At 72.0% G+C, this 26,118-nt stretch carries 22 protein-coding genes and 1 pseudogene; 11 read left to right on the top strand and 12 right to left on the bottom strand.

Features of this window, described 5'->3' with window-relative positions; genetic code table 11:
• Positions 1–71: 71 nt before the first annotated feature.
• From ACFWBN_RS05285 to sucC, 3 genes are all read right to left on the bottom strand, one after another.
• Positions 72–1,613, bottom strand: coding sequence for an aldehyde dehydrogenase family protein (locus tag ACFWBN_RS05285; protein WP_385170833.1), 1,542 nt, complete (start codon positions 1,611–1,613; stop codon positions 72–74).
• Between the two features lie 148 nt (positions 1,614–1,761).
• Complete coding sequence (gene sucD / locus ACFWBN_RS05280; RefSeq protein ID WP_385170831.1) at positions 1,762–2,652, bottom strand: succinate--CoA ligase subunit alpha; 891 nt, start codon at positions 2,650–2,652, stop codon at positions 1,762–1,764.
• Positions 2,653–3,031: 379 nt separating this feature from the next.
• Positions 3,032–4,165, bottom strand: coding sequence for an ADP-forming succinate--CoA ligase subunit beta (sucC, locus tag ACFWBN_RS05275; RefSeq protein WP_385170828.1), 1,134 nt, complete (start codon positions 4,163–4,165; stop codon positions 3,032–3,034).
• Between the two features lie 144 nt (positions 4,166–4,309).
• Between sucC and ACFWBN_RS05270 the strand changes: the two genes are divergently transcribed.
• The 4 genes from ACFWBN_RS05270 to ACFWBN_RS05255 all read left to right on the top strand — a co-directional run bounded on the left by ACFWBN_RS05270 (position 4,310) and on the right by ACFWBN_RS05255 (position 10,885).
• Positions 4,310–5,983: a thiamine pyrophosphate-binding protein gene (locus tag ACFWBN_RS05270; protein ID WP_385170826.1), complete on the top strand. Its 1,674-nt coding sequence runs from the start codon at positions 4,310–4,312 to the stop codon at positions 5,981–5,983.
• A gap of 10 nt (positions 5,984–5,993) precedes the next feature.
• A complete protein-coding gene (frc, locus tag ACFWBN_RS05265) occupies positions 5,994–7,223 on the top strand; it encodes a formyl-CoA transferase (RefSeq protein WP_385170823.1) in 1,230 nt (409 codons plus the stop codon).
• Between the two features lies 1 nt (position 7,224).
• Entirely contained in the window at positions 7,225–9,369 is a 2,145-nt protein-coding gene (locus tag ACFWBN_RS05260) for an acetate--CoA ligase family protein (RefSeq protein WP_385170820.1), read from the top strand.
• Positions 9,370–9,502: 133 nt separating this feature from the next.
• Positions 9,503–10,885, top strand: a complete 1,383-nt coding sequence (locus ACFWBN_RS05255) for an OFA family MFS transporter (RefSeq protein WP_385170817.1) — start codon at positions 9,503–9,505, stop codon at positions 10,883–10,885.
• Positions 10,886–10,944: 59 nt separating this feature from the next.
• Here ACFWBN_RS05255 and ACFWBN_RS05250 read toward each other — a convergent pair whose 3' ends face one another.
• Complete coding sequence (locus ACFWBN_RS05250) at positions 10,945–11,622, bottom strand: GntR family transcriptional regulator (RefSeq protein ID WP_385170814.1); 678 nt, start codon at positions 11,620–11,622, stop codon at positions 10,945–10,947.
• A gap of 118 nt (positions 11,623–11,740) precedes the next feature.
• Here ACFWBN_RS05250 and ACFWBN_RS05245 point away from each other — a divergent pair, with 118 nt between their 5' ends.
• The 5 genes and pseudogenes from ACFWBN_RS05245 (at position 11,741) to fdhD (ending at position 18,302) form a co-directional block, all read left to right on the top strand.
• Positions 11,741–12,724 carry a 2-dehydropantoate 2-reductase gene (locus ACFWBN_RS05245; RefSeq protein ID WP_385170811.1) on the top strand — a complete coding sequence of 328 codons (984 nt, stop codon included), beginning with the start codon at positions 11,741–11,743 and terminating at the stop codon, positions 12,722–12,724.
• Positions 12,721–14,652: a molybdopterin oxidoreductase family protein gene (locus tag ACFWBN_RS05240; RefSeq protein WP_385170808.1), complete on the top strand. Its 1,932-nt coding sequence runs from the start codon at positions 12,721–12,723 to the stop codon at positions 14,650–14,652. Before ACFWBN_RS05245 ends, ACFWBN_RS05240 begins: the two co-directional genes overlap by 4 nt.
• Positions 14,652–16,587: pseudogene (locus tag ACFWBN_RS05235) on the top strand (NADH-ubiquinone oxidoreductase-F iron-sulfur binding region domain-containing protein). The gene ACFWBN_RS05240 and the pseudogene ACFWBN_RS05235 overlap by 1 nt, the downstream one beginning before the upstream one ends.
• Positions 16,584–17,450 (top strand): 2Fe-2S iron-sulfur cluster-binding protein, encoded by an 867-nt coding sequence (locus ACFWBN_RS05230; RefSeq protein ID WP_385170805.1) that lies wholly within the window; start codon positions 16,584–16,586, stop codon positions 17,448–17,450. Before ACFWBN_RS05235 ends, ACFWBN_RS05230 begins: the two are co-directional and overlap by 4 nt.
• A gap of 3 nt (positions 17,451–17,453) precedes the next feature.
• Complete coding sequence (gene fdhD / locus ACFWBN_RS05225; RefSeq protein WP_385170802.1) at positions 17,454–18,302, top strand: formate dehydrogenase accessory sulfurtransferase FdhD; 849 nt, start codon at positions 17,454–17,456, stop codon at positions 18,300–18,302.
• Between the two features lie 70 nt (positions 18,303–18,372).
• Here fdhD and ACFWBN_RS05220 read toward each other — a convergent pair whose 3' ends face one another.
• Complete coding sequence (locus ACFWBN_RS05220; RefSeq protein WP_385170799.1) at positions 18,373–18,660, bottom strand: hypothetical protein; 288 nt, start codon at positions 18,658–18,660, stop codon at positions 18,373–18,375.
• A 73-nt stretch (positions 18,661–18,733) separates the two neighbouring features.
• Positions 18,734–19,675, bottom strand: a complete 942-nt coding sequence (gene cynR, locus ACFWBN_RS05215; protein ID WP_385170797.1) for a transcriptional regulator CynR — start codon at positions 19,673–19,675, stop codon at positions 18,734–18,736.
• Positions 19,676–19,799: 124 nt separating this feature from the next.
• Between cynR and ACFWBN_RS05210 the strand changes: the two genes are divergently transcribed.
• Together ACFWBN_RS05210 and cynS are read left to right on the top strand one after the other, a co-directional pair.
• Positions 19,800–20,393 carry a carbonic anhydrase gene (locus ACFWBN_RS05210; protein ID WP_385170794.1) on the top strand — a complete coding sequence of 198 codons (594 nt, stop codon included), beginning with the start codon at positions 19,800–19,802 and terminating at the stop codon, positions 20,391–20,393.
• Positions 20,394–20,448: 55 nt separating this feature from the next.
• Positions 20,449–20,919: a cyanase gene (gene cynS, locus ACFWBN_RS05205; protein WP_385170791.1), complete on the top strand. Its 471-nt coding sequence runs from the start codon at positions 20,449–20,451 to the stop codon at positions 20,917–20,919.
• A 204-nt stretch (positions 20,920–21,123) separates the two neighbouring features.
• On the opposite strand, the gene ACFWBN_RS05200 is transcribed toward cynS, so the two are convergent.
• From ACFWBN_RS05200 to ACFWBN_RS05175, 6 genes are all read right to left on the bottom strand, one after another.
• Positions 21,124–21,534, bottom strand: a complete 411-nt coding sequence (locus tag ACFWBN_RS05200) for a rodlin (RefSeq protein WP_385171234.1) — start codon at positions 21,532–21,534, stop codon at positions 21,124–21,126.
• 92 nt (positions 21,535–21,626) lie between these two features.
• A complete protein-coding gene (locus ACFWBN_RS05195; protein ID WP_385170789.1) occupies positions 21,627–22,361 on the bottom strand; it encodes a class I SAM-dependent methyltransferase in 735 nt (244 codons plus the stop codon).
• 55 nt (positions 22,362–22,416) lie between these two features.
• Positions 22,417–23,571, bottom strand: coding sequence for a serine hydrolase domain-containing protein (locus tag ACFWBN_RS05190; protein ID WP_385170786.1), 1,155 nt, complete (start codon positions 23,569–23,571; stop codon positions 22,417–22,419).
• Between the two features lie 157 nt (positions 23,572–23,728).
• Positions 23,729–23,917 carry a hypothetical protein gene (locus ACFWBN_RS05185; RefSeq protein ID WP_385170784.1) on the bottom strand — a complete coding sequence of 63 codons (189 nt, stop codon included), beginning with the start codon at positions 23,915–23,917 and terminating at the stop codon, positions 23,729–23,731.
• A gap of 77 nt (positions 23,918–23,994) precedes the next feature.
• Positions 23,995–24,666 carry an ABC transporter ATP-binding protein gene (locus ACFWBN_RS05180; protein ID WP_385170782.1) on the bottom strand — a complete coding sequence of 224 codons (672 nt, stop codon included), beginning with the start codon at positions 24,664–24,666 and terminating at the stop codon, positions 23,995–23,997.
• 2 nt (positions 24,667–24,668) lie between these two features.
• Entirely contained in the window at positions 24,669–26,117 is a 1,449-nt protein-coding gene (locus ACFWBN_RS05175; RefSeq protein ID WP_385170779.1) for an ABC transporter permease, read from the bottom strand.
• Position 26,118 lies beyond the last annotated feature (1 nt).

Below are 26,118 nucleotides of genomic sequence, written 5' to 3'. Positions count from 1 at the left end.
GCGGCGCCACGTCCTCCGCTCGGACCGGGTTCCTCCCCCGCGCGGGGGAGGAACCCGAACTGCCGCGTCTCCTACGGCATCAGCTGGTACTCGGGGAAGTTGCCCGGCAGGCGTTCGCCGGGCGGGCCGTCGGTGACGGCGTGCACGAGCAGTTCGCCGCCGACGAACGCGCCGCGCCAGGAGCCTCCGAAGCCCCCGAAGAGCTCCTCGCGGTCGCCGCGCGAGCGGGGCTTGCCGTGGCCGAGCTTGAAGGCCCGGATCTGCGGGGCGAGCCGCGCGAAGGTGGCCGGATCGTCGGTGGACAGGGTGGCGACCAGCGCCCCGCCCGAGGCGTTCATCGCGGCGAGCAGCTCTGCCTCGGTGTCGACGAGCACGATCGTGTCGACGGGTCCGAAGGGTTCCGCGTGGTAGAGCGGGGAGGAGGCCGGCGGGCTGAGCAGGGTGAGGGGGGCCACGTAGGCGGAGGTGTCCTGGCCGGGCAGGAAGCGGGCCGGGTCGAGCGTGCCGCGGAACAGCGGTACGGCTCCCCGCTCGACGGCCTCGGCGGCGTGGTCGGTGAGCTCCTTGGCCTTGGCCGCGTTGATGAGGGGGCCGAAGTCCAGTTCGGGCAGGGGGTCTTCCGGGTGGGCGACCGCGAGGGGGTGCCCCGTACGGATGGCGGCGACGGCCGGGAGGTAGGCGGCGAGGAAGGCGTCGAAGGCGGTGCGCTGGACGACGAAGCGCGGGTAGGCGGTACAGCGCTGCTTGCCGTAGTCGAAGAGTTTGGGGATGGCGGCCTTCAGGGCGGACCAGTCCGTGTGCTCCCAGACCCCCCAGGTGTTGAGGCCCTCCTGCTCCAGGATGTGGCGCTTGCCGAGGTCGGTGACGGCGGTGGCGATCCGCGCGCCGGTGTCGCGGCCGCCGACGAAGGAGACGCAGCCGATCTCCGGGGAGCGGACGAGCGCCTCGGAGAGTTCGGCCCCGCTGCCGCTCACGAGGGTGACCGGGATGCCCTCGCGCCGGATCAGGGCGCAGGCGAGGGTCAGGCAGGCGAGACCGCCGTCGGTGGGGGTCTTGGCGATGACGGCGTTGCCCGCGAGGGCCTGCACCAGCATGGCGTGGACCAGCACGGACATGGGGTAGTTCCAGCTGGCGATGTTGGAGACCGGCCCGGCGAGCGGGGTGCGCCCTTGGGCCATGGCCTCGATGTTCTCCACGTACCAGCGGACCCCGTCCACGGCCCGGTCCACATCGGCCCGGGCGAGCCGCCACGGCTTGCCGATCTCCCAGACCAGCAGGAGCGAGAGCAGTTCGCGGTGCTCGGTGAGCGAGTCGAGGGCGGCGCCGACGCGGGCGCGGCGTTCGGGCAGCGGGACGTGGCGCCAGGCGCGGTGCGCGTCGAGGCTCGCCCGTACGGCGTGACCCGCGGTGGTGGAGTCCAGGCGCGGCGGGCCGGCGATGGGGCTGCCGTCGACGGGGCTGGTCGCGGGCAGGCTGCGGCCGTCGGGCTGCCAGGAGCCGCCCCAGAGGTTGAGGACGTGGTCGTCGCGGAAGGCCTCGGGGGCGGCGGCGAGCGCCCGGCGCCAGGCGTCCGGCCAGGCCGTGCCGGGCTTGAGGGTGAGGGTGGGTGCCATCTGTGGTTTCTCCGCTCAGAGGGTGGGCGGGGGGCAGGGAGGTGGCTCGCGTACGGCCGCCGTCGCACGGGGGCGGCCGTACGGCGAGGCTACGGGCCGCGTGGTCCGACCGTGGGTGCTACACGAGTGCGATGACCGAGTTCCGACGTCACGTCCGTGCGGTGAGTCGCTCCAGGACCAGCCGGGCCGTGGCGGACGGGGTGGATCCGACGGCGACGCCGGCGGCCTCCAGGGCGGTCTTCTTGCCCTCGGCGGTGCCGGAGGAGCCGGAGACGATGGCCCCGGCGTGGCCCATGGTCCTGCCCTCGGGGGCGGTGAAGCCGGCGATGTAGCCGACCACGGGCTTGGTGACGTGCGCGGCGATGTGCGCGGCCGCGCGCTCCTCGGCGTCTCCGCCGATCTCCCCTATCAGGACGATGAGTTCGGTGTCGGGGTCGGCTTCGAAGGCGGAGAGGCAGTCGATGTGGGTGGTGCCGACGACGGGATCGCCGCCGATGCCGACGGCGGTGGTGAAGCCGATCTCGCGGAGCTCGTACATGAGCTGGTAGGTGAGGGTGCCGGACTTGGAGACGAGCCCGATCCCGCCGGGGCGGGGGGCTATGTCGGAGGGGATGATGCCGGCGTTGGACTGGCCGGGGCTGATCAGGCCGGGGCAGTTGGGCCCGATGACGCGGGTGCCGCGGGCGGCGGCGTACGCCTGGAACACGACGGCGTCGTGGACGGGGATGCCCTCGGTGATGACGACGGCGAGCGGGATGCCGGCGTCGGCGGCCTCGACGACGGCGGCCTTGGCGAAGGGGGGCGGGACGAAGACGACCGTGACGTCGGCGCCGGTGGCATCGACGCCTTCGCGGACGCTGCCGAAGACGGGGAGGACCCGGCCGTCCCCGAAGTCCACGTCGGTGTCGGCCTTGCGGGGGTTGACGCCGCCGACGACCTGCGTGCCGGCCGCCAGCATGCGGCGGGTGTGGCGCAGGCCTTCTGATCCGGTCATGCCTTGTATGAGGACGCGGCTGTCTTTGGTGAGGTAGATGGCCATCTGTGCCTCCTGCTCGTGGATGGGTGCGGCTGCCTCAAGCGGCGGCGGGGCTGGATTGGGCCCGCCTGAGTGCGCGGGTGCGGCTACAAGATCGGGGCTCCGCCCCGGACCCCGCGCCTCAAACGCCGGCGAGGCTGGATTTGGCCGGCCTCGGCCTATAGGTGCGCGAACCCAACCTTCCCGGTGGGCTGGATTGCCCGGAGGGCAATTGAGCCCCGCCGGCGTTTGAGGCGCGGGGGTACGGGGGCGGAGCCCCCGCCGGGTCCGGGGCGGAGCCCCGGGACGGGGGGCTGGGGGCGGAGCCCACCCACGCGGCGGAGCCGCATATCGGTACTGCCGGGAAGGGGTGGGGTGGGGGAGGCTCCGCGCAGCGGAGGGATCAGCGGGCCAGGGCCGCGGCCTGGCGGGCGGCGCCGTCCATCGTGGTGGCCTGCTCGACCAGGGGGTGCGCCCGGGAGGCGAGGATGGCCCGCCCTTCCGCGGCCGCGTTGCCGTCCAGCCGAACGACCATCGGCTTCGTCAGCCGGACGGAGTCAAGCGCCTGCACGATGCCCTCGGCCACCGCATCGCACGCCGTGATCCCGCCGAAGACGTTGACGAGGACGGATCGGACCGCCGGGTCGGCGAGAATCACCGAGAGCCCGTCCGCCATCACCCGCGCAGACGCACCACCCCCGATGTCGAGGAAGTTGGCCGGGCGGGCCCCGCACCCGGCGACCACGTCAAGCGTGGACATGACCAGGCCCGCCCCGTTGCCGATGACCCCGACCTCGCCGTCGAGCTTGACGTAGTTCAGGCCCTTGGCCCGGGCCGCCACCTCGATCGGATCGGCGGCCTGCGGGTCGGTGGAGTCTCCGCCTCCCCAACGCGCCTGCCGGAACCGCGCGTTGTCGTCCACGGTGACCTTGCCGTCCAAGGCGACGAGCTCTCCCCCACTCGTCCGCACCAGCGGGTTGACCTCGACCAGCAGCGCGTCCTCCCGTACGACGACCTCCCAGAGCCGGCGCAGCACGGCCGCGGCCCGCGCCGGGAGCCCCGCCGCCGCCGCGATCTCGGCCGCCTTCCCGTCGGTGACCCCCTCCGCCGGGTCCACGGGGATCCTCGCCACCGCCTCCGGCCGACGCGCGGCGACCTCCTCGATGGCCATGCCGCCCTCGGCCGAGGCGATGGCGAGGAACCGCCCGGCCGCCCGGTCGAGGACGTAGGAGACGTAGAACTCGGCCTGGATGTCGACGGGTTGGGCGATCATCAGCGCGTGCACGGTGTGGCCCTTGATGTTCATGCCGAGGATCTGCCGGGCGGTGATCTCGGTCGCGGCCGGGTTCGCCGCCAGGACCACTCCGCCCGCCTTGCCGCGGCCGCCCACCTTCACCTGGGCCTTGACGACGACCCGGCCGCCGAGCCGTTCGGCCGCCGCGCGGGCCGCCTTGGGATCCTCCACGACCTCGGCGTCCGGGACGGATATCCCGTGTTCCGCGAAGAGTTGCCTCGCCTGGTGTTCGTACAGATCCATTGCGGCTCCCGTCTGACACTGACTCGGAAATTGCCGTTCGACCCCTGGACAGCGCCCACCGGATGGGTGGATAACAAGGTTCATACAGTATTCGTCGACTGTATGCAATCTCCCAACTCCCCTACGAAGGGACGCGACTTCGCCATGCCCGAGGAACTCATCTCCGGTGGTCATCTCGTCGCCAAGGCACTCAAGGCAGAGGGCGTGGAGGTCATCTACACCCTCTGCGGCGGCCACATCATCGACATCTACGACGGCTGCGTGGACGAGGGCATCGAGGTCGTCGACGTACGCCACGAGCAGGTCGCCGCGCACGCCGCCGACGGCTACGCCCGCATCACCGGCAAGCCCGGCTGCGCCGTCGTCACCGCGGGTCCCGGCACCACCGACGCCGTCACGGGCGTCGCCAACGCCTTCCGGGCCGAGTCACCGATGCTGCTGATCGGTGGTCAGGGCGCCCACACCCAGCACAAGATGGGCTCCCTCCAGGACCTCCCGCACGTCGACATGATGACCCCGATCACCAAGTTCGCGGCCACGGTCCCCGACACGGCGCGCGCCGCCGACATGGTGTCGATGGCGTTCCGCGAGTGCTACAACGGCGCCCCCGGGCCGTCCTTCCTGGAGATCCCGCGCGACGTACTGGACGCCCGGGTCCCGCTCTCCAAGGCCCGGATCCCCGAGGCCGGCCGCTACCGCGCCTCCACCCGCAGCGCGGGCGACCCGGCGGACGTCGAGAGGCTCGCCGACCTCCTCGTGCACGCCGAGAAGCCCGCGATCCTGCTCGGCAGCCAGGTGTGGACCTCCCGGGCCACCGACGCCGCCATCGATCTCGTCCGCACCCTGAACGTGCCCGCGTACATGAACGGGGCCGGCCGCGGCACCCTGCCGCCCGGCGATCCGCACCACTTCCAGCTCTCGCGCCGCTACGCCTTCGCCGGCGCCGACCTGATCATCATCGTCGGCACTCCCTTCGACTTCCGGATGGGCTACGGCAAGCGCCTCTCCCCCACCGCCACCGTGGTCCAGATCGACCTCGACTACCGCACCGTCGGCAAGAACCGCGACATCGACCTCGGCATCGTCGGCGACCCGGGCGTGGTGCTCGCCGCCGTCACCGCCGCCGCGAGCGGCCGCCTGAACGGCGGCGCCGTCCAGCGCAAGGCATGGCTGGAGGAGCTGCGCGCCGCCGAGCAGACCGCCCTCGACAAGCGGCTGCCCCAGCTGCGCAGCGGCGCCGCGCCGATCCACCCGTACCGCCTCGTCAGCGAGATCAACGACTTCCTCACCGAGGACTCGATCTACATCGGCGACGGCGGCGACATCGTCACCTTCTCCGGCCAGGTCGTACAGCCCAAGTCCCCCGGCCACTGGATGGACCCGGGCCCGCTCGGCACCCTCGGCGTCGGCATCCCCTTCGTCCTCGCCGCGAAGAAGGCACGACCCGACAAGGAGGTCGTGGCCCTCTTCGGCGACGGCGCCTTCTCCCTCACCGGCTGGGACTTCGAGACCCTCGTCCGCTACGGCCTGCCCTTCGTCGGGATCGTCGGCAACAACTCCTCGATGAACCAGATCCGTTACGGCCAGGCCCAGAAGTACGGCCCGGAGCGCGAGCGGGTCGGCAACACCCTCGGCGACGTCCACTACGACAAGTTCGCCCAGATGCTCGGCGGTTACGGCGAGGAGGTCCGCGACCCGGCCGACATCGCGCCCGCCCTGCGGCGGGCCCGCGAGTCGGGTCTGCCCTCGCTGATCAACGTATGGGTCGATCCCGACGCGTACGCGCCCGGAACCATGAACCAGACGATGTACAAGTGAGGAGCCCCTCATGAGCAAGGCCCTGGAGGGCGTGCGCGTCCTCGACATGACGCACGTCCAGTCCGGCCCCTCGGCCACCCAGATCCTCGCCTGGCTCGGCGCGGACGTGGTCAAGGTGGAGGCCCCGAGCGGCGACATCACCCGGGGGCAGCTGCGCGATCTGCCGGGTGTCGACTCGCTCTACTTCACGATGCTCAACTGCAACAAGCGCAGCATCACCCTCAACACCAAGACCCCGCGCGGCAAGGAGCTGCTGACCGAGCTGATCCGCCGCTCCGACGTGATGGTCGAGAACTTCGGCCCGGGCGCGGTCGACCGGATGGGCTTCACCTGGGAGCGGATCCGCGAGATCAACCCGCGGATCGTCTACGCCTCCATCAAGGGCTTCGGCGAGGGCCCGTACACCGACTTCAAGGCCTACGAGGTGGTCGCGCAGGCGATGGGCGGCTCGATGGCCACCACGGGCTTCGAGGACGGGCCGCCGCTGGCGACGGGCGCGCAGATCGGCGATTCGGGCACCGGCATGCACGCGGTCGCGGCCATCCTGGCGGCGCTCTTCCAGCGCACCCACACCGGCCGGGGCCAGCGGGTGAACGTGGCGATGCAGCACGCGGTCCTCAACCTGTGCCGGGTCAAGCTGCGCGACCAGCAGCGGCTCGCGCACGGGCCGCTCCCCGAGTACCCCAACGAGGACTTCGGGGACGAGGTGCCGCGCAGCGGGAACGCCAGCGGCGGCGGCCAGCCGGGCTGGGCGGTCAAGTGCGCGCCGGGCGGCCCCAACGACTACGTGTACGTGATCGTCCAGCCGGTCGGCTGGGCGCCCCTGGCCGCCCTGATCGGCCGGCCCGAGCTGTCCACCGACCCCGAGTGGGCCACGCCGGAGGCCAGGCTGAACAAGCTCGGCAAGATGTTCCAGCTGATCGAGGAGTGGACGGCCCAACTCCCCAAGTGGCGGGTGCTGGAGGAGCTGAACGCCCACAACATCCCCTGCGGGCCCATCCTCTCCACCAAGGAGATCATCGAGGACCCTTCGCTCGCGGCCAACGAGATGGTCGTCCGCGTGGAGCACCCCGAGCGCGGCTCCTTCACCACGGTCGGCAATCCGCTCAAGCTGTCCGACTCCCCCGCCGAGATCACGGCCTCGCCGCTGCTCGGGGAGCACAACGCCGAGGTGTACGTCGGCGAACTCGGCCTCGGCGACGAGGAACTGGCCCTGCTCAAGACGATCGGAGTCATCTGACGTGACCGCTCACCACAGGGAAGCAGTACGGGCCCTCATCGACGCCGTACGGGCCGACGGCCGGACCTCGCTGACCGCTCCCGAGGGCCGGCTGGTCGCCGAGGCCTACGGGATCGCGATCCCGGGCGAGGAGCTGGCCCGGGACGTGGAGGAGGCGGTGGCCTGCGCGGACCGCCTCGGCGGCCGGGTGGTCCTCAAGATCGTCTCCCCGGACATCCTGCACAAGACCGAGGCCGGCGGGGTGATCGTGGGCGTACAGGGGGCGGCCGCGGTCCGCGAGGCCTTCCTCACCGTCGTCGAGAACGCCCGCGCCTACGATCCGGCCGCCCGGATCGAGGGGGTCCAGGTGCAGCAGCTGCTGCCGCCGGGCCAGGAGGTCATCATCGGGGCCGTCACCGACCCCACCTTCGGCAAGGTGGTGGCCTTCGGCCTCGGCGGGGTACTGGTGGAGGTCCTCAAGGACGTCACCTTCCGCCTCGCGCCCGTCACCGCGGAGGAGGCGGCGGGCATGCTCGACTCGATCAAGGCCGCCGAGATCCTGCGCGGCGTGCGCGGCGCCCCGGCCGTGGACCGGTGGGCGCTGGCCGAGCAGATCCGCCGGGTCTCCCAACTGGTCGCGGACTTCCCGGAGATCGCCGAGGTGGACCTGAATCCGGTCATCGCCACCCCGCAGGGGGCGCCGGCCGCCGACATCCGGATCCTGCTGGGCGAAGGCGCGCCCGCGCCGAGGCGCTCGTACGGCCGGGAGGAGATCCTCACCTCCATGCGGCGGCTGATGCAGCCGCGGTCGGTCGCGGTGATCGGGGCCTCCAACGAGCAGGGCAAGATCGGCAATTCGGTCATGCGGAACCTGGTCGACGGCGGATTCCCCGGTGAGATCCATCCGGTGAACCCCAAGGCCGATGACATACTCGGCCGTAAGGCGTACAAGAGCGTGATGGACGTGCCGGGTGAGCCCGATGTGGCGGTCTTCGCGATCCCCGCGAAGTTCGTCGCAGCCGCGCTCGAAGAGGTGGGCCGCAAGGGCATCCCCAACGCGGTGCTGATCCCCTCCGGCTTCGCCGAGACCGGCGAACACGAGCTGCAGGCACAGCTGGTGGAGATCGCGGAGCGGTACGGGGTGCGCCTGCTCGGGCCCAACATCTACGGCTACTACTCCACTTGGCACGACCTGTGCGCCACCTTCTGCACCCCCTACGACGTCAAGGGCGGGGTGGCGCTGACCTCCCAGTCGGGCGGCATCGGCATGGCGATCCTGGGCTTCGCCCGCGCCACGAACACCGGGGTCTCGGCGATCGTCGGGCTCGGCAACAAGTCGGACCTGGACGAGGACGACCTGCTCACCTGGTTCGGCGAGGACCCGCGGACCGACTGCATCGCGATGCACCTGGAGGACCTGAAGGACGGCCGGGCCTTCGTCGAGGCCGCCCGGGCCACCGTCCCGAGGAAGCCGGTGGTGGTGCTGAAGGCGGGCCGCACGGCCGCCGGGGCCAAGGCCGCGGGCTCCCACACGGGGGCGCTGGCCGGCGACGACGCCGTCTACGACGACATCCTGCGCCAGGCCGGTGTGATCAGGGCGCCGGGCCTGAACGAGATGCTGGAGTACGCACGGGCGCTGCCGGTGCTGCCGGCCCCGCAGGGCGAGAACGTCGTGGTCATCACCGGGGCCGGCGGCTCCGGGGTGCTGCTCTCCGACGCGATCACCGACAACGGGCTGCGCCTGATGGAGATCCCGGAGGACCTCGACGCGGCGTTCCGCGCGTTCATCCCGCCCTTCGGGGCCGCGGGCAACCCGGTCGACATCACCGGGGGCGAGCCGCCGTCCACGTACGAGGCGACGATCCGGCTGGGTCTGGAGGACCCGCGGATCCACGCGCTGGTCCTGGGCTACTGGCACACGATCGTCACGCCGCCGATGGTCTTCGCCGAGCTGGTGGCCCGGGTGGTCGCCGAATTCCGGGAGCGCGGCATCGAGAAGCCCGTGGTGGCCTCGCTGGCCGGTGACGTCGAGGTCGAGGAGGCCTGCGCGTACCTCTTCGCGCGCGGGGTCGTCGCGTACCCGTACACGACGGAACGGCCGGTGGACGTGCTCGGGGCGAAGTACCGGTGGGCGCGGGCGGCGGGGCTGCTGGGGGGTGGCGCATGACGTGACCCACCCGCAGGGAGTGTCGTCGAAGTCGCGCCGACCAGGCGGGACTTCGACGACACGACCCAGGTCGAGGAGGCATTGGACAGGGGGCGCTGGCCAGGAGCTTTCGACACGAGGGGTGCGACGCACAATGACGACGACGAGCACGATCGGCCACACCGTCCCCTACAGAGAGGTGACGGACCCGGGCGGCCGGGTGTACCGGATCGGCGAGACCGACCGGGACATCATGCGGCGGCCGCGCTGGACCATGGTGCTGTGGCCGTGGGTGGGCATGATGGGCATCAGCTCCTCGGAGTACGCCTTCACGTCCGCCGAGGACACGCTGCACGCGGCACACCTGTGGAGCAGCGGGCACATCTTCTGGCTGATGGGCGTCTGGGTGTTCTTCCAGGCGGCCGTGGCCTTCCCCGCCGGGCAGCTGCGCGAGAGCGGCAGGCTGCCGGCGCGCAACGCGATGATGCTGGGGGCGCTGGGCACTCTGCTCGGCTACGCGTCCCTCGCGTACGCACCCCATGTGATCGTCGCGTACATCGGGTTCAGTGCCTTCAGCGGCATGGGCGCCGGGCTGGTGTACGCGACCTGCGTGAACATGGTCGGCAAGTGGTATCCGGAGCGCAAGGGCGGCAAGACCGGCTTCGTCAACGGCGGTTTCGCCTACGGGTCGGTGCCCTTCGTCTTCCTCTTCACCTCGGTGCTGGATCTGGGCAACTACCAGGTGCTGCTCGTGTCCGTGGGCATCGGGCTGTGCGTGATGGTGGCGGTGGCGGGCTGGTTCTTCAAGGACCCGCCGAAGAACTGGTGGCCGGCCGATGTGGACCCGCTCAAGGCGGCCCAGGACCCGAAGATCCGGCGGGCCCTGGAGAAAAACCCGCCGGCGGTGAAGCAGTACACGCCGCGCGAGGCGGTACGGACGCCCGTGCTGTGGGCGATGTGGTTCTGCCTGCTGTGCACGGCGGGGATCAACATCTTCGGGATCGCCTTCCAGGTGCCGTTCGGCAAGGACATGGGCTTCGCGAACGGCATCGTCGCCACGGCGATGTCGCTGAAGGCCATCGTGAACGGCACGGGCCGCGGGGTGATCGGGTGGATCTCCGACCGCTGCGGCAGACGGAACACGCTGATCATCGTCTGCCTGGTGCTGGGCAGCGCGCAGTTCGGGGTGCTGGTCTCCGGGTCGATGGGCAGCATGCCCTTCTTCCTGCTCTGCTCGATGGTCTCCGGATTCGGCGGCGGGGCGATCTTCCCCCTCTTCGCCGCGATGACCGCGGACTACTTCGGGGAGAACAACAACGCCTCCAACTACGGGATCGTCTACAGCTCGAAGCTGATCTCGGGGCTGGTGGGCTCGGGGATGGGCGCGGTCGTGGTGGCCGCCTGGGACTACCGGGGCGCCTTCGTGATCGCGGGCTGCGTGGGGATCGCCTCGGCGTTCCTGGCGTTGTTCCTGCGCCAGCCGGGGAGGGCGGAGATCGTGCCCAATCCGTTCCCGATCAGCCGCGACGCGGGGTAGGCGCGATGGCGGGGGCCGGGCTCCGGGCGATCCCCGGGGCCCGGCCCCCGTCCCGCGCGCTACTCCTGGGCCTGCTCGTGGTAGGTCGTGCGGGTGTGCTCGGTGTGGGCGCGCATCACCGCGGTGGCCGCGGCCTCGTCCCGGGCCGAGACGGCGGCTATCAGCTCGCGGTGTTCGATCCAGGACTGGCGGCCGCGCAGCCGGGCGACGGGGGTGTAGTACCAGCGGACCCTGCGGTCCACCTGTGAGGCCAGCTCGGCGAGCACGCTGTTGCCCGCCAGCTCCATGACCTTGGCGTGGAAGGCCGCGTTGGTGGCCACCGCGAGGTCCACGTCATCGGCCTCCACGGCCGCCTCGCCCTTCTCGCACAGCTTCTCCAGCGCCGTGATGCCGGCCTTGGTGGCATTGGCCGCGGCGAGGCGGGCCGCCTCGGCCTCCAGCAGTGTCCGTACGGTGAGCAGCTGGTCGGCCTCGGCCTCGGTCGGCTCGTGCACGAACGCGCCCTGGGCGGGCCGCAGATCGACCCAGCCCTCGGTGTTGAGCCGCTGGAGTGCTTCCCGTACGGGCTGCCGGGAGACGCCCAGATGGCCGGCCAGCTCGCTCTCCACCAGGTGCTGGCCGGGGCGCAGCGCCCGGGTCGTGATCAGTTCGAGCAGGGCCTCGTACACCCGCTCGCGCAGCGGACCGGGCCGTTCCAGCCTGGGAACGGTCCCCTTCGGCAGTCCGTTGGTCAACATCCCTACCCCCTCGGCGAATTGGCTTTCGTATGCAGTCTACCGATCCATTGACCGCCATGGGCGAATACTGTAGACAATATTCAGTCGACACATCGTGTGGCCCCGAACGGAGAGCCCAGTGAAAGTCGCAATAGTCGGCGCCGGCGCGATCGGCGCGTATGTGGGCGCCGCACTCCACCGCGCGGGCGCCGAGGTCCATCTCATCGCCCGCGGGCCCCACCTGGCCGCCATGCGCCGGGACGGCGTTCGCGTCCTCAGTCCACGCGGCGATTTCACCGCCCGGCCCCCCGTGACCGACGACCCCGGCGAGGTCGGCCCCGTCGACTACGTCTTCCTCGGGCTCAAGGCCAACTCCTATGCCACCAGCGGTCCGTTGGTCCATCCGCTCCTGCACGGGGACACCGCGGTGATCGCCGCCCAGAACGGCATCCCCTGGTGGTACTTCCACGGGCTGCCGGGACCGTACGGGGGACGGCGCATCGACAGTGTGGACCCGGGCGGCGCCGTCAGTGCGACGCTGCCGCCGCGCAGGGCCATCGGATGCGTCGTGTACGCGGCCACCGAGATCGAAGCCCCGGGCGTGGTACGGCACTTGGAGGGCACCCGCTTCTCCATCGGCGAGCCGGACCTGTCGGTCTCGCGCCGCTGCCTGGAGTTCAGCGAGGCCATGCGGGCCGGAGGCCTGAAGTGCCCCGTCGAGCCCGATCTGCGCAGCGACATCTGGATCAAGCTGCTCGGCAACATCTCCTTCAACCCGATCAGCGCGCTGACGCGGGCCACCATGGCCCGGATCTGCCGGCACACCGGCACCCTGGCCCTCGTCGAGTCGATGATGCGGGAGACCCTCGACGTCGCCGCCTCCCTCGGCTGCCACCCCAAGATCTCGGTGGAACGCCGGATCGCGGGGGCCGAGCGGGTCGGCGACCACAAGACCTCCACCCTCCAGGACCTGGAGAAGGGCAAACCGCTCGAACTCGACGTGCTGCTCGCCGCCGTGGTGGAACTCGCCTCGCTCACCGGGACCGACGTACCGACCTTGCGGGTCGTGCACGCCCTCGCCGACCTGCTCGCCACGACCACCTCAGGGGAGGGACCCCGATGAACGGACGCAGGAAGCGCACCCCCGTGGTGTACGAACGCCTCACCCACCCGCTGGTGCGCGGTTCCGACGGCGAACTGCGCCGGGCGAGCTGGGAGGAGGCGCTGGAGCGGGCGGCGGCGGGATTCCGCAGCGCCCGGGACGACCACGGCCCGGACGCCTTCGCGATGCTCTCCTGCGCCCGCGCCACCAACGAAATGAACTACGTGGCCCAGAAGTTCACACGCGTGGTGATGGGCACCAACAACGTGGACTCCTGCAACCGCACCTGCCACGCGCCGAGCGTCGCCGGCCTGACGGCCGCCTTCGGCTCCGGCGGCGGCACCTCCTCCTACGAGGAGGTGGAGGTCACCGACCTGATCGTGATGTGGGGCTCCAACGCCCGCTTCGCCCACCCGATCTTCTTCCAGCACGTCCTGAAGGGCATCCGCGCCGGCGCCCGGATGTACGCCGTCGACCCGCGCCGCACCTCCACCGCCGAATGGGCGGAGGGCTGGCTCGGGCCGAACGTCGGCACCGACATCCCCCTCGCGCACGCCATCGCCCGCGAGATCATCCACGCCGGCCTGGCCAACCGGGCCTTCATCGAGCGCGCGACGAGCGGGTTCGACGAGTACGCCGAGCTGGTGGAGCCGTGGACCCTGCGCGCCGCGTCCAAGGTGACGGGGGTCCCGGCCCCGGCGATCCGCGAACTCGCCCACGCCTACGCGAGTGCCGAGCGGGCCCAGCTGTGCTGGACCCTGGGCATCACCGAGCACCACAACGGCACCGACAACGTCCGCGCGCTGATCAACCTGGCGCTGCTGACCGGGCACGTGGGCCGCTGGGGCTCCGGGGTGCAGCCGCTGCGCGGCCAGAACAACGTCCAGGGCGGCGGGGACATGGGCGCCATCCCCAACCGCCTGCCCGGCTTCCACGACCTCCTCGACCCGGCCGCCCGGCGCAGGTTCGAGACGGCCTGGGACACCGTCCTCCCTCCCCGCTACGGCATGACGCTGACGGAGATGTTCGAGGCGATGGAGCACGGCTCGCTGAAGTCCGTCTACTGCATCGGGGAGAACCCGGCGCAGTCCGAAGCCGACAGCGAGCAGGCCCTGCGGCGCCTGCGGGCCCTGGACCACCTGGTCGTCCAGGACATCTTCCTCACCAAGACGGCCCAACTGGCGGACGTGGTCCTGCCCGCCACCGCCGCCTGGGCGGAGACGGACGGGACGTCGACCAACAGCGAACGCCGGGTCCAGCGGGTACGGGCGGCCCTGACCCCGCCCGGCGAGGCCCGCGAGGACATCGACATCATCTGCGCGCTGGCCCGACTGCTCGGCCACGACTGGAAGTTCGGCGGAGCGGAAGCCGTGTGGAACGAGCTCCGCTCCCTGTCCCCCGACCACTTCGGCATGACGTACGACCGACTGGAGGAGCACCAGGGCCTCCAGTGGCCCTGCCCCTCCACGGACGAACTGCCGCTCTCCTACCTGCACGGCAGGCTGTGGGAGGCGGACGAGACGGCGCGCGGCCCGCGGGCCCCCTTCGGCCTGGTCCGCCACGACCCGCCGGTGGACCTCACCGACGACGTGTACCCCCTCCGCCTCACCACGGGCCGACGACTGGACTCGTACAACACCGGGGTACAGAGCGGCAGTTACGCCTCACCGCTGCGCCGGGGCGAGTTCATCGAACTGTCCCCGGAGGACGCGGAGGCGTACGGGGTACGGGTGGGCGAGCAGGTGCGGATCTCCTCGCGGCGGGGCTCGGTGACGGCGCCGGTGTGGGTGGACCCGGCGCTGCGGCCGGGCCTGGCCTTCATGACGATGCACTTCCCGGACGAGGTCGACACCAACCAGCTGACGATCGAGGCGAATTGCCCGATCGCGGGGACGGCGGAGTTCAAGGCCTCGGCGGTACGGATCGAGAAGCTGGCGGTGGTGAGCTGATGGACCTGAGCTTCTCGAAGACCGCGGCCCCCTCGGCGGAGGAACGGGGCGCGGTGGACGCGCTGCTGGGCCCGCCGGAGACTCCGTGGCAGGGCGGGGACTTCCGCGCCCCGGACGACCTGCGGTGGGCCCGGGGCGGGGCGGCGGCCGCCCGTGACCGGCGGGACCTGCTCCTTCCCGCCCTGCACGCGGTGAACGACCGGGTGGGGTGGATCAGCCCGGGGGCGCTGGACTACGTGTGCCGCCGCCTCACGGTCCCTCCTGCGGAGGCGTACGGAGTGGCGACCTTCTACTCCCTGCTGTCGGTGACGCCGCGGGCGGCGACGGTTGCCCATGTCTGCACGGACCTGGCCTGCGCGGCCTCCGGCTCCGCCGCGCTGTGCGACGCGCTCGACGCCGAGGGCACGGCGTACGAGCCGTCCCCTTGCCTCGGCCTGTGCGAACGCGCCCCGGCGGCCCTGGTCCTGCGTGCGGGCCCCCCTGCGGGGAGCTCGTCCCCCACCCCGCCCCTTCCCGAAACCGGGGCTCCGCCCCGGACCCCATACGTGCGCTCCGCGCCCGTGCCCTCAAACGCCGGGCGGGGTGGGGGAAAGCCCCGCAGGGCCACCGCCCCGGGCCGCCGCCGTCGTCGCTCCCGCCACCCCCGCCGCCCTGTCCGAGGCAGCCGCCGACCCCCGCACCGCGGAGCCCGAGGCGGAGCCCTCGGCAGCCGTGCCGCAGGCCGGAAGGGCGGGCCTCAGCCTCCTGAGACGGGTCGGGGTCGTCGACCCCGGAGACCTCGACGCCTACCGGGCCACCGGCGGGTACACGGCCCTCAGGCGGGCCTTCGCACTCGGCCCCGCCGGAGTCATCCGGGACGTCACGGACGCCGGACTGCTCGGCCGCGGCGGGGCGGCGTTCCCCACCGGCCGGAAGTGGGCCGCGACGGCGGCCCAGCCCGACCACCCCCACTACCTCGTCTGCAACGCCGACGAGAGCGAGCCCGGCACCTTCAAGGACCGGGTCCTGATGGAGGGCGACCCGTACGCCCTCATCGAGGCGATGACCATCGCGGGCTACGCGACCGGCGCCGCGAAGGGCTACCTCTACCTCCGCGGCGAGTACCCCCGCGCCCTCGCCCGCCTGGAGCACGCGGTCCGCCAGGCCCGCACCCGCGGACTGCTAGGCCCCGACGTACTCGGCCACGGCTACGCCTTCGACATCGAGATCCGGCGCGGCGCCGGCGCCTACATCTGCGGCGAGGAGACCGCGATCTTCAATTCCATCGAGGGGTACCGCGGGGAGCCCCGCACCAAGCCGCCCTTCCCCGTCGAGAAGGGCCTCTTCGGCAAGCCCACCGCCGTGAACAACGTCGAGACCCTCGTCAACGTCCTGCCGATCCTGCTCCAGGGCCCGGCCGCCTACGGAGCCGGCACCAAGCTGTTCTGCGTCTCCGGCAACGTCCGCCGCCCCGGCGTGTACGAGCTCCCCTTCGGCGCCACGCTCCGCGAGCTGTACGAGCTCGCCGGCGGGGTCCCCGAGGGCCGGGCGCTGCGCGCCGTACTGCTCGGCGGGGCGGCCGGGGGCTTCGTACGGGCCGACGAGCTGGACATCCCGCTCACCTTCGAGGGGACCGGGGCCGCCGGCGCCACCCTCGGCTCCGGGGTGGTGCTCGTCCTCGACGACACCGTCGAACTCCCCCGCATCCTCCTGCGCATCGCCGAGTTCTTCCGCGACGAGTCCTGCGGCCAGTGCGTGCCCTGCCGGGTCGGCACCGTCCGCCAGGAGGAGGCGCTGCACCGCATCAAGGACGCCACCGGGGCCGCCGCGGCCGGGGACATCGCCCTCCTGCGCGAGGTCGGCGCGGCCATGCGGGACGCCTCGATCTGCGGTCTGGGGCAGACCGCGTGGAATGCCGTCGAGTCCGCCATCGACCGTCTGGGGGTCTACCGATGACCGCGATTCCGCTGGGGCCGCCGCGCAGGCTGGTGGAGTTCACGCTCGACGACACCCCGGTGCGGGTTCCGGAGGGGTCCACCCTCCTGGACGCCTGCCGGGCCCGGGGTACGGACGTGCCGACCCTGTGCCACGGGGACACCCTCACCCCCAAGAACGCCTGCCGCGTCTGCGTGGTCGAGGTCGAGGGAGCCCGTACGCTCGCGCCGGCCTGCTCCCGCCGGGCCGAACCGGGCATGGTGGTCCGTACGGACACGGCCCGCACCCGGCACAGCAGAAAGCTGGTCCTCGAACTCCTGGCCTCCTCCGTGGACTTGTCCACGACACCGGGGGTGGGCGGCTGGCTCAAGGAGTACGAGGCCAAGCCGGACCGCTTCGGTCCGGACGCGGCCCGGGTCAACGAGGCGCCGAAGAAGGACAACGACCTGTACGTGCGGGACTACGGCAAGTGCATCCTCTGCTACAAGTGCGTGGACGCCTGCGGGGACCAGTGGCAGAACTCCTTCGCGATCACGGTCGCCGGCCGCGGTTTCGACGCCCGGATCTCCACCGAGTACGCGGCCCCGCTGCCCGAGTCGGCGTGCGTGTACTGCGGGAACTGCATCGAGGTGTGCCCGACCGGGGCCCTGTCCTTCCGCAGCGAGTTCGACATGCGGGAGGCCGGGACCTGGGACGAGTCGGCGCAGACGGAGACGACCACGGTGTGCGCGTACTGCGGTGTCGGGTGCAACCTCACCCTGCACGTCCAGGAGAACCGGATCGTCAAGGTCAGCTCCCCGCACGACAATCCGGTGACGCACGGGAACCTGTGCATCAAGGGCCGCTTCGGCTTCACCCACGTCCAGGGACAGGGGGTGGACTGAGCCGTGGGCAGGGTCACCGAACGTCGCCCCGTGCTCCGCATCCGCGGCGGCCGGCAGGACCGCCGCCCGGACACCCTCGTCGCGGAGGAGCCCCTGGAGATCCGGCTGAACGGGAAGCCGCTCGCCATCACCATGCGCACGCCGGGGGACGACTTCGCGCTCGCCACCGGATTCCTGGTGAGCGAGGGGGTCCTGGGGCGCGCCGACGAGCTGCGGTCGGTGAGCTACTGCGCGGGCGCGACCGCGGACGGCTCCAACACCTACAACGTGGTGAACGTGGCCCTCGCCGACGGGGTCGCGCTCCCCGACATCACCCTGGAGCGCAACGTCTACACCACCTCCTCCTGCGGTCTGTGCGGGAAGGCGAGCCTGGACGCGGTCCGTACGGCGTCCCGGTTCGCGCTCACGGACGGCCCGCCGGTGCGGATCACGCCCGCGCTGATGGCCTGCCTCCCCGACCGGCTGCGGGCGGCGCAACGGGTCTTCGACCGTACCGGCGGGCTCCACGCCGCCGCGCTCTTCTCCCCCGCCGGCGAGCTGATCGACGTACGCGAGGACGTGGGCCGGCACAACGCCGTCGACAAGATCGTGGGGCTGGCGCTGCGCGACGGGCGGCTGCCGCTGTCCGACGCGGTCCTGCTGGTGTCGGGGCGGGCCTCCTTCGAGCTGGCGCAGAAGGCGGTGATGGCGGGCATCCCGATCCTGGCGGCCGTCTCCGCCCCGTCCGCGCTGGCCGTCGACCTGGCCGCCGAGTCGGGCCTGACCCTGGTCGGGTTCCTGCGCGGCGACTCCATGAACGTGTACGCGGGCGGGCAGCGCATCGCCCCGGCGGTCTCGGCCGTCCCGGGGTGAGGCGGCCCGCCGCCCGCGGCACGGCGGCTGGGCCCGGACCGGCGGGGAGCGCCCCCTGCGCCGGCGGGCCCTACTGCCGCCGCTCCGTTCCCTTCCCGGGCTCGGGGGCCACCAGGGCCGTCAGCCCGGGGTCCAGCTCGGAGCCGTCGACGAGCAGTTTCTCGACCGTACGGGTGGCCGGGTCGATGTCGGCCTCCATGCCCTCCCCGATGTAGCGGGGGTAGCCGGAGGCGCCCGTCTTGCCGGTCGCCTCGACCACGGCCGACCGCAGGGGGTGGTCCGGCCGGGGAGCGCCGGGCCGGTTCTTGACGTGCTCGGGCACCAGCAGGATCTCGAAGCGCTGTGGGTCGGTGGTCATGTCCCGACGCTGACACCCCCACTCCGCGCGTGCAACAGCCCGTAGGCCCTGTGAGCGCTACAGCGGGGAAAAGTCACGAGGTCGGCTCTGCGACACCCCCTGGGGCCGGGCGGTAGCCCCGGGCGCGCACCAGGCCGCGGGTGAGTGCGGTGAAGGCGCGGGCCGCCGCGCTCTCGTAGGCGCTCTCCCGGCGCAGCAGGGTGACCGTCCGGGACGGGAGCGGGGGGTCGAGGGGGACGGGGCGCAGGTGCGGATGGTCGTCGGTGACGGCGTCGGGCAGCACGGTGGTCAGCGGGGTGCGCCGGACGATCTCGACGAGGGCCTGGACGGAGTTCGCCTCCACCGCGACGTGCGGGCGGATCCCGTGGGCGGCGAGGTAGGCGTCGACGTGCCCGCGGGTGGCGAAGTCCCCGCTGAGCAGGGCCAGTCGGCGCCCGGCCAGGTCGCGTACGGGCAGGGGTTCCGCGGCGGTCGAGGCGGCGTCGGCGGCGGCCCCGACGGCGGTGACCAGGCCCAGGGTCTCCGTGAACAGGGGTGTCGCGGAGATTCCGGGCAGGTGCGGTCCCTCGAAGGCGAAGCCGAGGTCGTGGTCGTCGGCGAGCAGGCCCGCTTCGATGCGGTCCTGGGGCATCTCCCGGACGTCGAGGGTGATGCCGGGGTGCGCGGCGTACAGCTCGGCGGTGAGCGGGCCGACGAGGTACGCGGTGAAGGTGGGGGTCAGGGCGAGGCGCAGGTGGCCGCGGGAGAGGTCCGCCAGGTCGGTGACGGCCCGTTCGGCGGCCGCGAGGTCCCGTAGGGCGCCGCGCGCGTAGTGGACGTAGGTGGCCCCGGCGTCGGTGAGCCGCACGGCGCGCCCGGTGCGGTCCAACAGCTGTACTCCTACGGCGCGTTCGAGCTGCCGGACCTGCTGGGAGAGGGTGGGCTGGGAGATCCTCAGCTCTTCGGCGGCGCGGGTGAAGCTGCCGTGTTCGGCGACGGCGATCAGATAGCGCAGGTGACGCAGTTCCAGGGCCATGGACTGCACTATAGATGACATCGATAGCAGACATGGATCATGCGTCTTGGACACAATAGATGCAGCTCATGCATGGTGGAACACGTCAAGCCCCGCGGGGCGCATCCCACCAGAGGGAGTGACCATGCAGGACCTTTCGGACGGCGTCGCGCGCTTCCAGCACGAGGTCTTCCCGGCCAAGGCGCGGCTCTTCGCGGGCCTCGCCGAGCTCCACCGACCGTCGACGCTGTTCATCGGCTGCTCCGACGCCCGCGTGGTGCCGGAACTGATCACCCAGAGCGAGCCGGGCGAGCTGTTCGTCGTCCGCACCGCGGGCAATCTCGTCCCCGCCTACGCACCGGGCCCGGACGGGGTGACGGCCAGCATCGAGTACGCCGTCGCCGTCCTCGGCGTCACCGGTGTCGTCGTGTGCGGCCACTCCGCCTGCGGGGCGATGACCGCGCTGGCCGAGGGCGCCGATCTGAGCGGGGCCGCGTCGGTCGCGGGCTGGCTGCGGCACGCCGACGCCTCGGTGGCCCGTACGGCGGGCGCGGGCCCCGACCGGGTGGCCGCGCTGATCCGCGAGAACGTCGCCGCCCAGCTGGCGAACCTGGCCACGCATCCCTCGGTCGCCCGCGCCCGGGCCGAGGGGAGGCTCACCCTGCGGGGCTGGGTCTACGACATCCCGACCGGGGGCGTCGCCGAGGTCGGCGACCCGACGGCCGTCCCGGCCGGCTGAGGCCCCCGCCCGCTCCGCACCCCCGACCCCCCTCCCACAGAAGGACACCTCTCCCATGCTGCACGCCCAGTTCGACCCCGCCGCCCGCCAGGCTCTGGCCGTCACCGCCGTCGAGGCCAAGACCCGCAAGGACCTCTCCTGGCAGCAGCTCGCCGACTCCACCGGCCTGTCGGTCGCCTTCGTCACCGCCGCACTGCTGGGCCAGCACGCCCTGCCCGAGGCGGCGGCTCGGTCGGTCGCCGCGCTGCTCGACCTGGACGAGGACGCGGTCATGCTCCTGCGGACGGTCCCGACGCGCGGCTCGATCCCCGGCGGCATCCCGACCGATCCGACGATCTACCGCTTCCACGAGATGCTCCAGGTCTACGGGACCACCCTGAAGGCCCTGGTCCACGAGCAGTTCGGCGACGGGATCATCAGCGCGATCAACTTCAGGCTGGACGTCCGCAAGGTCGCCGATCCCGAGGGCGGCGAGCGCGCCGTCATCACCCTCGACGGCAAGTACCTGCCGACGAAGCCCTTCTGAGGATCCGTCCGGCACGTCACAGAGCCTCCCGTCCGAGTGGACGGGAGGCTCTGTGACGTGAGGACCGGTGCCCGGACCGCCGGCCTCGCGGCCGGCGTCGCACGCCTGCGGATGGGACGGATCCGTGGATCCGGGGGGAACAAGCCGGGGCCCCGTGGGCACTCGCGCAGGCGTCGGAGGCCCCGGCTCGCAGAGGGAGCAGTCTCAGCTGCCGGCCGAAAGGTTGCCCGACAGGACCGGGATGTTGCTGAGGATGTGCGAGAGCGGCTCGTCACCCTTGGCCTGGGTGGAGTTCTCGGTGCACTGCTGGTTCTGCGGGTTGGACAGGACGTTGATGTCCTGGACACCGATGTTGACGAAGGCAAGGAGCGACTGGGCGTTGACCTTCGCCGGCAGACCGATGCAGGGCTTGTTCAGCGTGCCCTGGACCAGGCCGAGCTGCGGGCTCAGGTCACCGTGCGTCTTCTGGTTGCCGTAGATCTGCTGGGAACCGTTGCCGTTGATGGTGGTGATGCCTTCGTCGTTGCCGATGGCCATGGCCGGGGAGGCCACGGCGGCACCCGCGCCGAGGATGGAGGCGGTGGCGGCGGCGGTGGCCATCATCTTCTTGATCATCATTGGTCCTTCTGTTGCACGAGTGCACGGTGGTAAGCGCCTTGATCAACGGCCGGATCCCCGCCGGGTTCCGCTGCTTCACCCGATCAGCCCTACGCTCGCACCGCCAGGCTCAGATCCACCACGTAGTGCTCGTCCACCAGCCCGTCCGGGAACCGGTCCATGAGGAGGGCGCGTTCCTCGGCGAGGAAGGCGTCCGTGCCGGGTTCGCCGATGAGGAACAGGGAGTGCGTGGACAGTTTCGCCAGGTGCGTGTCGACCGGGACGCGGCGCGACCACGGCAGGAGCCGGGTGGTGAAGCGAAGCCCGTCCTGCGGGCGGGCCCGCTCGTTGATGTACCAGCCCGGGCCGAAGCGCCGTTCGATGCGGGCCTGTTGATCGGCGATCCAGCCGACGGAGACGTCCGGATCGTTCGACCAGACCGCCAGCGCCCCGCCGGGGCGCAGCACCCGCAGGGCCTCGGGAACGGCGCGGTCGGGGTCGGTCCAGTGCCAGGACTGCGCGTACGTCAGAAGGTCGGTGCCGCCGGAGGCGAGGGGCAGTCGGTTGCCGTCCCCGCGCACCAGCGGCGTCCGCGGATTGCGCCGCCGGAACTCCGCGGCCATGCCCTCCCCCGGCTCCACCGCGACCACGCGGGCCCCGTGCGCCTCCAGCAGGGCGGTGGCGATTCCGGTGCCCGCCCCCACGTCGGCCGTCCGCGCCCCGGCCAGCGGGAAGCCGGCCAGTTCCGCCAGGGCCACGAAGAGCGAAGCGGGGTAGGAGGGCCGGTGGGCGGCGTAGCGCGCGGCCGCGGAACTGAACGAACGAGCGCGGGAGTCGGTCGTCATGCCGCCATGATGCCGGGGGCCCGGGTCTCGCGGGAGTGGGCGCAGGGTGTTTCGGTCAGGGCGTGGAGGCGTAGGTCCAGAACTCCCGCATGAGGGCGGGCGCGGTGGGGCCGGCCAGTTCGCGCTGGGTGAGGAGGACGGTGACCGCGCCGGTGGAGGGGACCACGTGGGCGGCGGTGCCGGTGCCGCCCATCCAGCCGTAGCGGCCCGGCACGTTCCAGGGGTCGGTGCGGGCGATGTCGACCGAGCCGCCGAATCCCCAGCCCTGGCCCTCCAGGAAGAGCGCGCCCTCCTCGCGCTGCGCCGCGGTGAGGTGGTCGGTGGTCATCTGCCGTACGGACTCCGGCGCGAGCAGCCGCCCGCCCCCGTACCCGCCTTCCGCGAGCAGCATCCGGCCGAAGGCGAGCAGGTCGTCGGCGGTGGAGACCAGACCGCCCCCTCCGGAGGGGAACGGCGGCAGGGTGCTCCACTGGCCGTCGGGCGCGTCGACGAGTTCCAGGGTTCCGCCGCCGTCCCGGGCGGCCCGGTAGGCGCTGGTGAAGCGGTGGAGCTGCCCCGGCGGTACGGCGAACGCGGTGTCCCGCATCCCGAGCGGCTCGAAGACGCGCTCGGCCAGCAGGTCCGGGAGGGGCCGTCCGGCGGCGCGGGCGATGAGGACGCCGAGGATGTCGGAGCAGGTGTGGTACAGCCAGGCACGGCCCGGCTGGTGCAGGAGCGGGATGCGGGCCAGGGTCCCCATCCACTCGTCGGGCCCCGCGACCTGCTCGGGGTGGGGCGGGCCCTGCTTCAGCTCGGTGAACAGCAGGGCCACGGCGGGCAGTGAGAAGTCGGCGGGGAAGCCGTATCCGGCGCGGAAGGTGAGGAGGTCGCCGACGGTGATCGGGCGGTCGGCCGGAACCACGTCGTCGACCGGGGAGGACGGGGTGCGCACGACCACCGGCGCGGCGAGTTCGGGCAGCCAGCGCGCCACCGGGGAGTCGGGGGAGAGCAGGCCGTCCTCGATGAGCGTCATCGTGGCCGCGGCGGTCACCGGCTTGGTGAGGGAGGCCACCCGGAAGAGGGAGTCGCGTGCCATGGGGGCGGTGCCGGCGGTGTCGAGAGAGCCGGCTGCCGCTACCTCGACGTCCTCGCCGCGGGCCACGAGGCCCACCGCGCCGGGCAGCGAGCCGTCGTCGACATGGGCCTTCAGGAGGCTGTGCAGGTCGCTCATGGTCCACCTTCTCGTGCGTGCGGCGCGCCGGGAGGAGGGGGCCTGGCGCGGGGGCTCGTAAGGAAGACTGCGGCCGGCCGGCGGATTCATCGGTCCGACACGGCGCGGTGCGGAACGGCGCGGTTCGACTCGCCACGGCGCGACGGGGGCGCGGCCGCTACGCGGCGGGGACCACCGAGGCCTTTATCGCCGCGGCCCACTCCTCCAGGAGCGCCGCGTGCCGGACGCGCTCCGCGTCCGACAGGCGTCCTTCGGCGCGGGCGAAGAGGCCGCGGATGTCGGCGTTGATCTCGGCGAGGGGACGTTCGGGGGCCTGGCTGTCAGGGGTTTCAGGGGTCGGACTCACGTGATCAAGAGTAAGTGGGCGGTCTGACAACCGTGACCGCTGTCCGTCATCCGGACGGCGGGACGCGCGGGCTCCGCCTACTGGGGGGCGAGTTTGCCCCGCTTGAGCCGGAGGATCTCGTCGGAGGCCGCGGCGACCTGCTGGGAGTGGGTGACGACGATGACGCACTTGCCCTCGTCGTGCGCCAGTGTGCGGAACACCTCGATGATGTCGGCGGCGGTCTCGTGGTCGAGGGCACCGGTGGGCTCGTCGGCGAAGAGGACGTCCACCTCGCAGGCGAGCGCGCGGGCGATGGCGACGCGCTGCTGCTGGCCGCCGGAGAGCTGGAGGGTGCGGCGGTGCTGGTCGGCCCGGTCGATGCCGAGGAGATCCAGGAGTTCGACGGCGCGCCGTTTGTGCCGGCCGCCCTTGACCCGGGTGATCTCCATCGCGGAGGTGATGTTCTGAACCGCCGTCATGTACGTCAGCAGGTTCAGGGACTGGAAGACGGTCGCGGCGTGCCGGTTGCGGTACGTGCCGAGGCCGATCTCCCGTACGTCGCGGCCGTCGAAGCGCACGGTGCCGGCGGTGGGCGTGTCGAGGCCGCTGGCCAGCGACAGCAGGGTGGTCTTGCCGCTGCCCGAGGGGCCGATCACCGCGTACATCCGGCCCGCTTCGAAGCGGTGGTCGATGCCTTTGAGGACCGTGCGCCGGCTGGTTCCGGAGCGGTAGGTGTGGCTCACGCCGGCCAGTTCGAGGATCGCCGCCATGGTCAGTTGCCCTTCGAGAGGATGTCGCGGGGGGTGAGGCGCAGGACGCGGATTCCGGGGATGAGGGTGGCGAGTGCGGCGATGCCGAGACCGGTCGCGCCGATCCTGCCGATGTCGGCCGGGCCGACGCGGATGTCCATCCGGTCGATGGGCTCGGCCTCCTCCCCGTCGCCGGCGGCGGACTTCGGTCCGCCCAGCGAGTTGGCGAGGTCCGGTCCCTGCCGGTCGGAGGCGGCCTGGTCCCTGGCCGAGGAGACCTCGCCCGCGAGCAGTTCGTCGCCGATGGCCTGGGCGAGGAACTGGCTGCCCGCCGCCGCGAGGCCGATGGCGACCACGGCACAGGCGGCGACCTCCACGAGGTGCTGGCCGAGCAGTTTCGGCTTCTTCTCGCCGATCGACATCAGGATGCCGAGCTCCTTGCGGCGCTCGCGCAGGTTCGAGGCCACGATCAGCGCGAGGATCGCGGTGCCCGCGATGGCGACGAGCCAGACGGTGGCGGTGGCGAAGGAGGCCGTCTTGGTGATCGGGCCGACCAGCGTCCTGTACGCCTTGTCGTTGACGGTCAGCGGGAAGACGCTCAGGTCGGCCCCGGCCGCCTTGGCGTCGGCCTTGAGCCGGTCGAGGTCGGCGGGGCTGCGCAGGGTGAAGGTCGCCGACTTGACGACGCCGCCGTCGGCTCCGGTGTCCTTGCCCAGCAGCCGGCTGCCGCCCTCGGGGGTCACGTAGATCTGGTTGGCGGGGTCCATCATCGCGGGGACGTACCGGCCGGAGTCGGGGGTGGCGCTGCGGTAGATGCCGCCGACGACGAACTCGAACTGCCGCTCGTCCGGTTCCTGGCCGGGAGCGGGCGCGTTGCCGACCTGGAGGCTGATCCGGTCGCCGACTTGGAGGTGGTTCGCGGTGGCGAGGCGTTCCTCGATGACGACCATGTCGCCCGCGCTGTCCGGCTTGATGCCCTTGCCGGAGACCAGCTTGTCGTCGCCGTTGCGGAAGGAGGGCAGGGCGTCGAGGTCGCGGATGCCTCCGGCCTTGAAGAAGTCGAGGCCGTCGTCCTTCTGTCCGGCGGGCAGCGGGACCGGCTCGTAGAGCTTCATCCGGTCGGTGGGCGCGGCGCCGGAGTCGGTGCTGTAGTTGCACTGCGCGACGACGGAGGACGTGCATATCCGGTCGACGAGATTGCGGTGGAGGTCACCGCCGGGGCCGATGAGTCCGGGGCTCGCTCCGTCGTTCTTGGTCCCCTTACCCGAATTGAGCAGGGCATTGAGATCGAGCTGCATGGTGGCGACCGCGCCCACGCTCTGTTTGGCGCTCTCGGCGGCGCGCGCCGCTGCCGCCTGGATGAGGAATCCGGACAGTACGAGGGTGCAGATCACGAAGAAGAGCCCGGTCAGCATCACCGTCTTGCCGAGCTGGGACGCCAGCCGCCACCACGCCCGTTTAATGAAATTCATT

Source organism: Streptomyces sp. NPDC059989, assembly GCF_042736975.1.
Classification (GTDB): Bacteria; Actinomycetota; Actinomycetes; order Streptomycetales; family Streptomycetaceae; genus Streptomyces.
The sequence above is the reverse complement of the archived record's forward strand: the minus strand, read 5'-3'. Positions and strand labels throughout refer to the sequence as shown.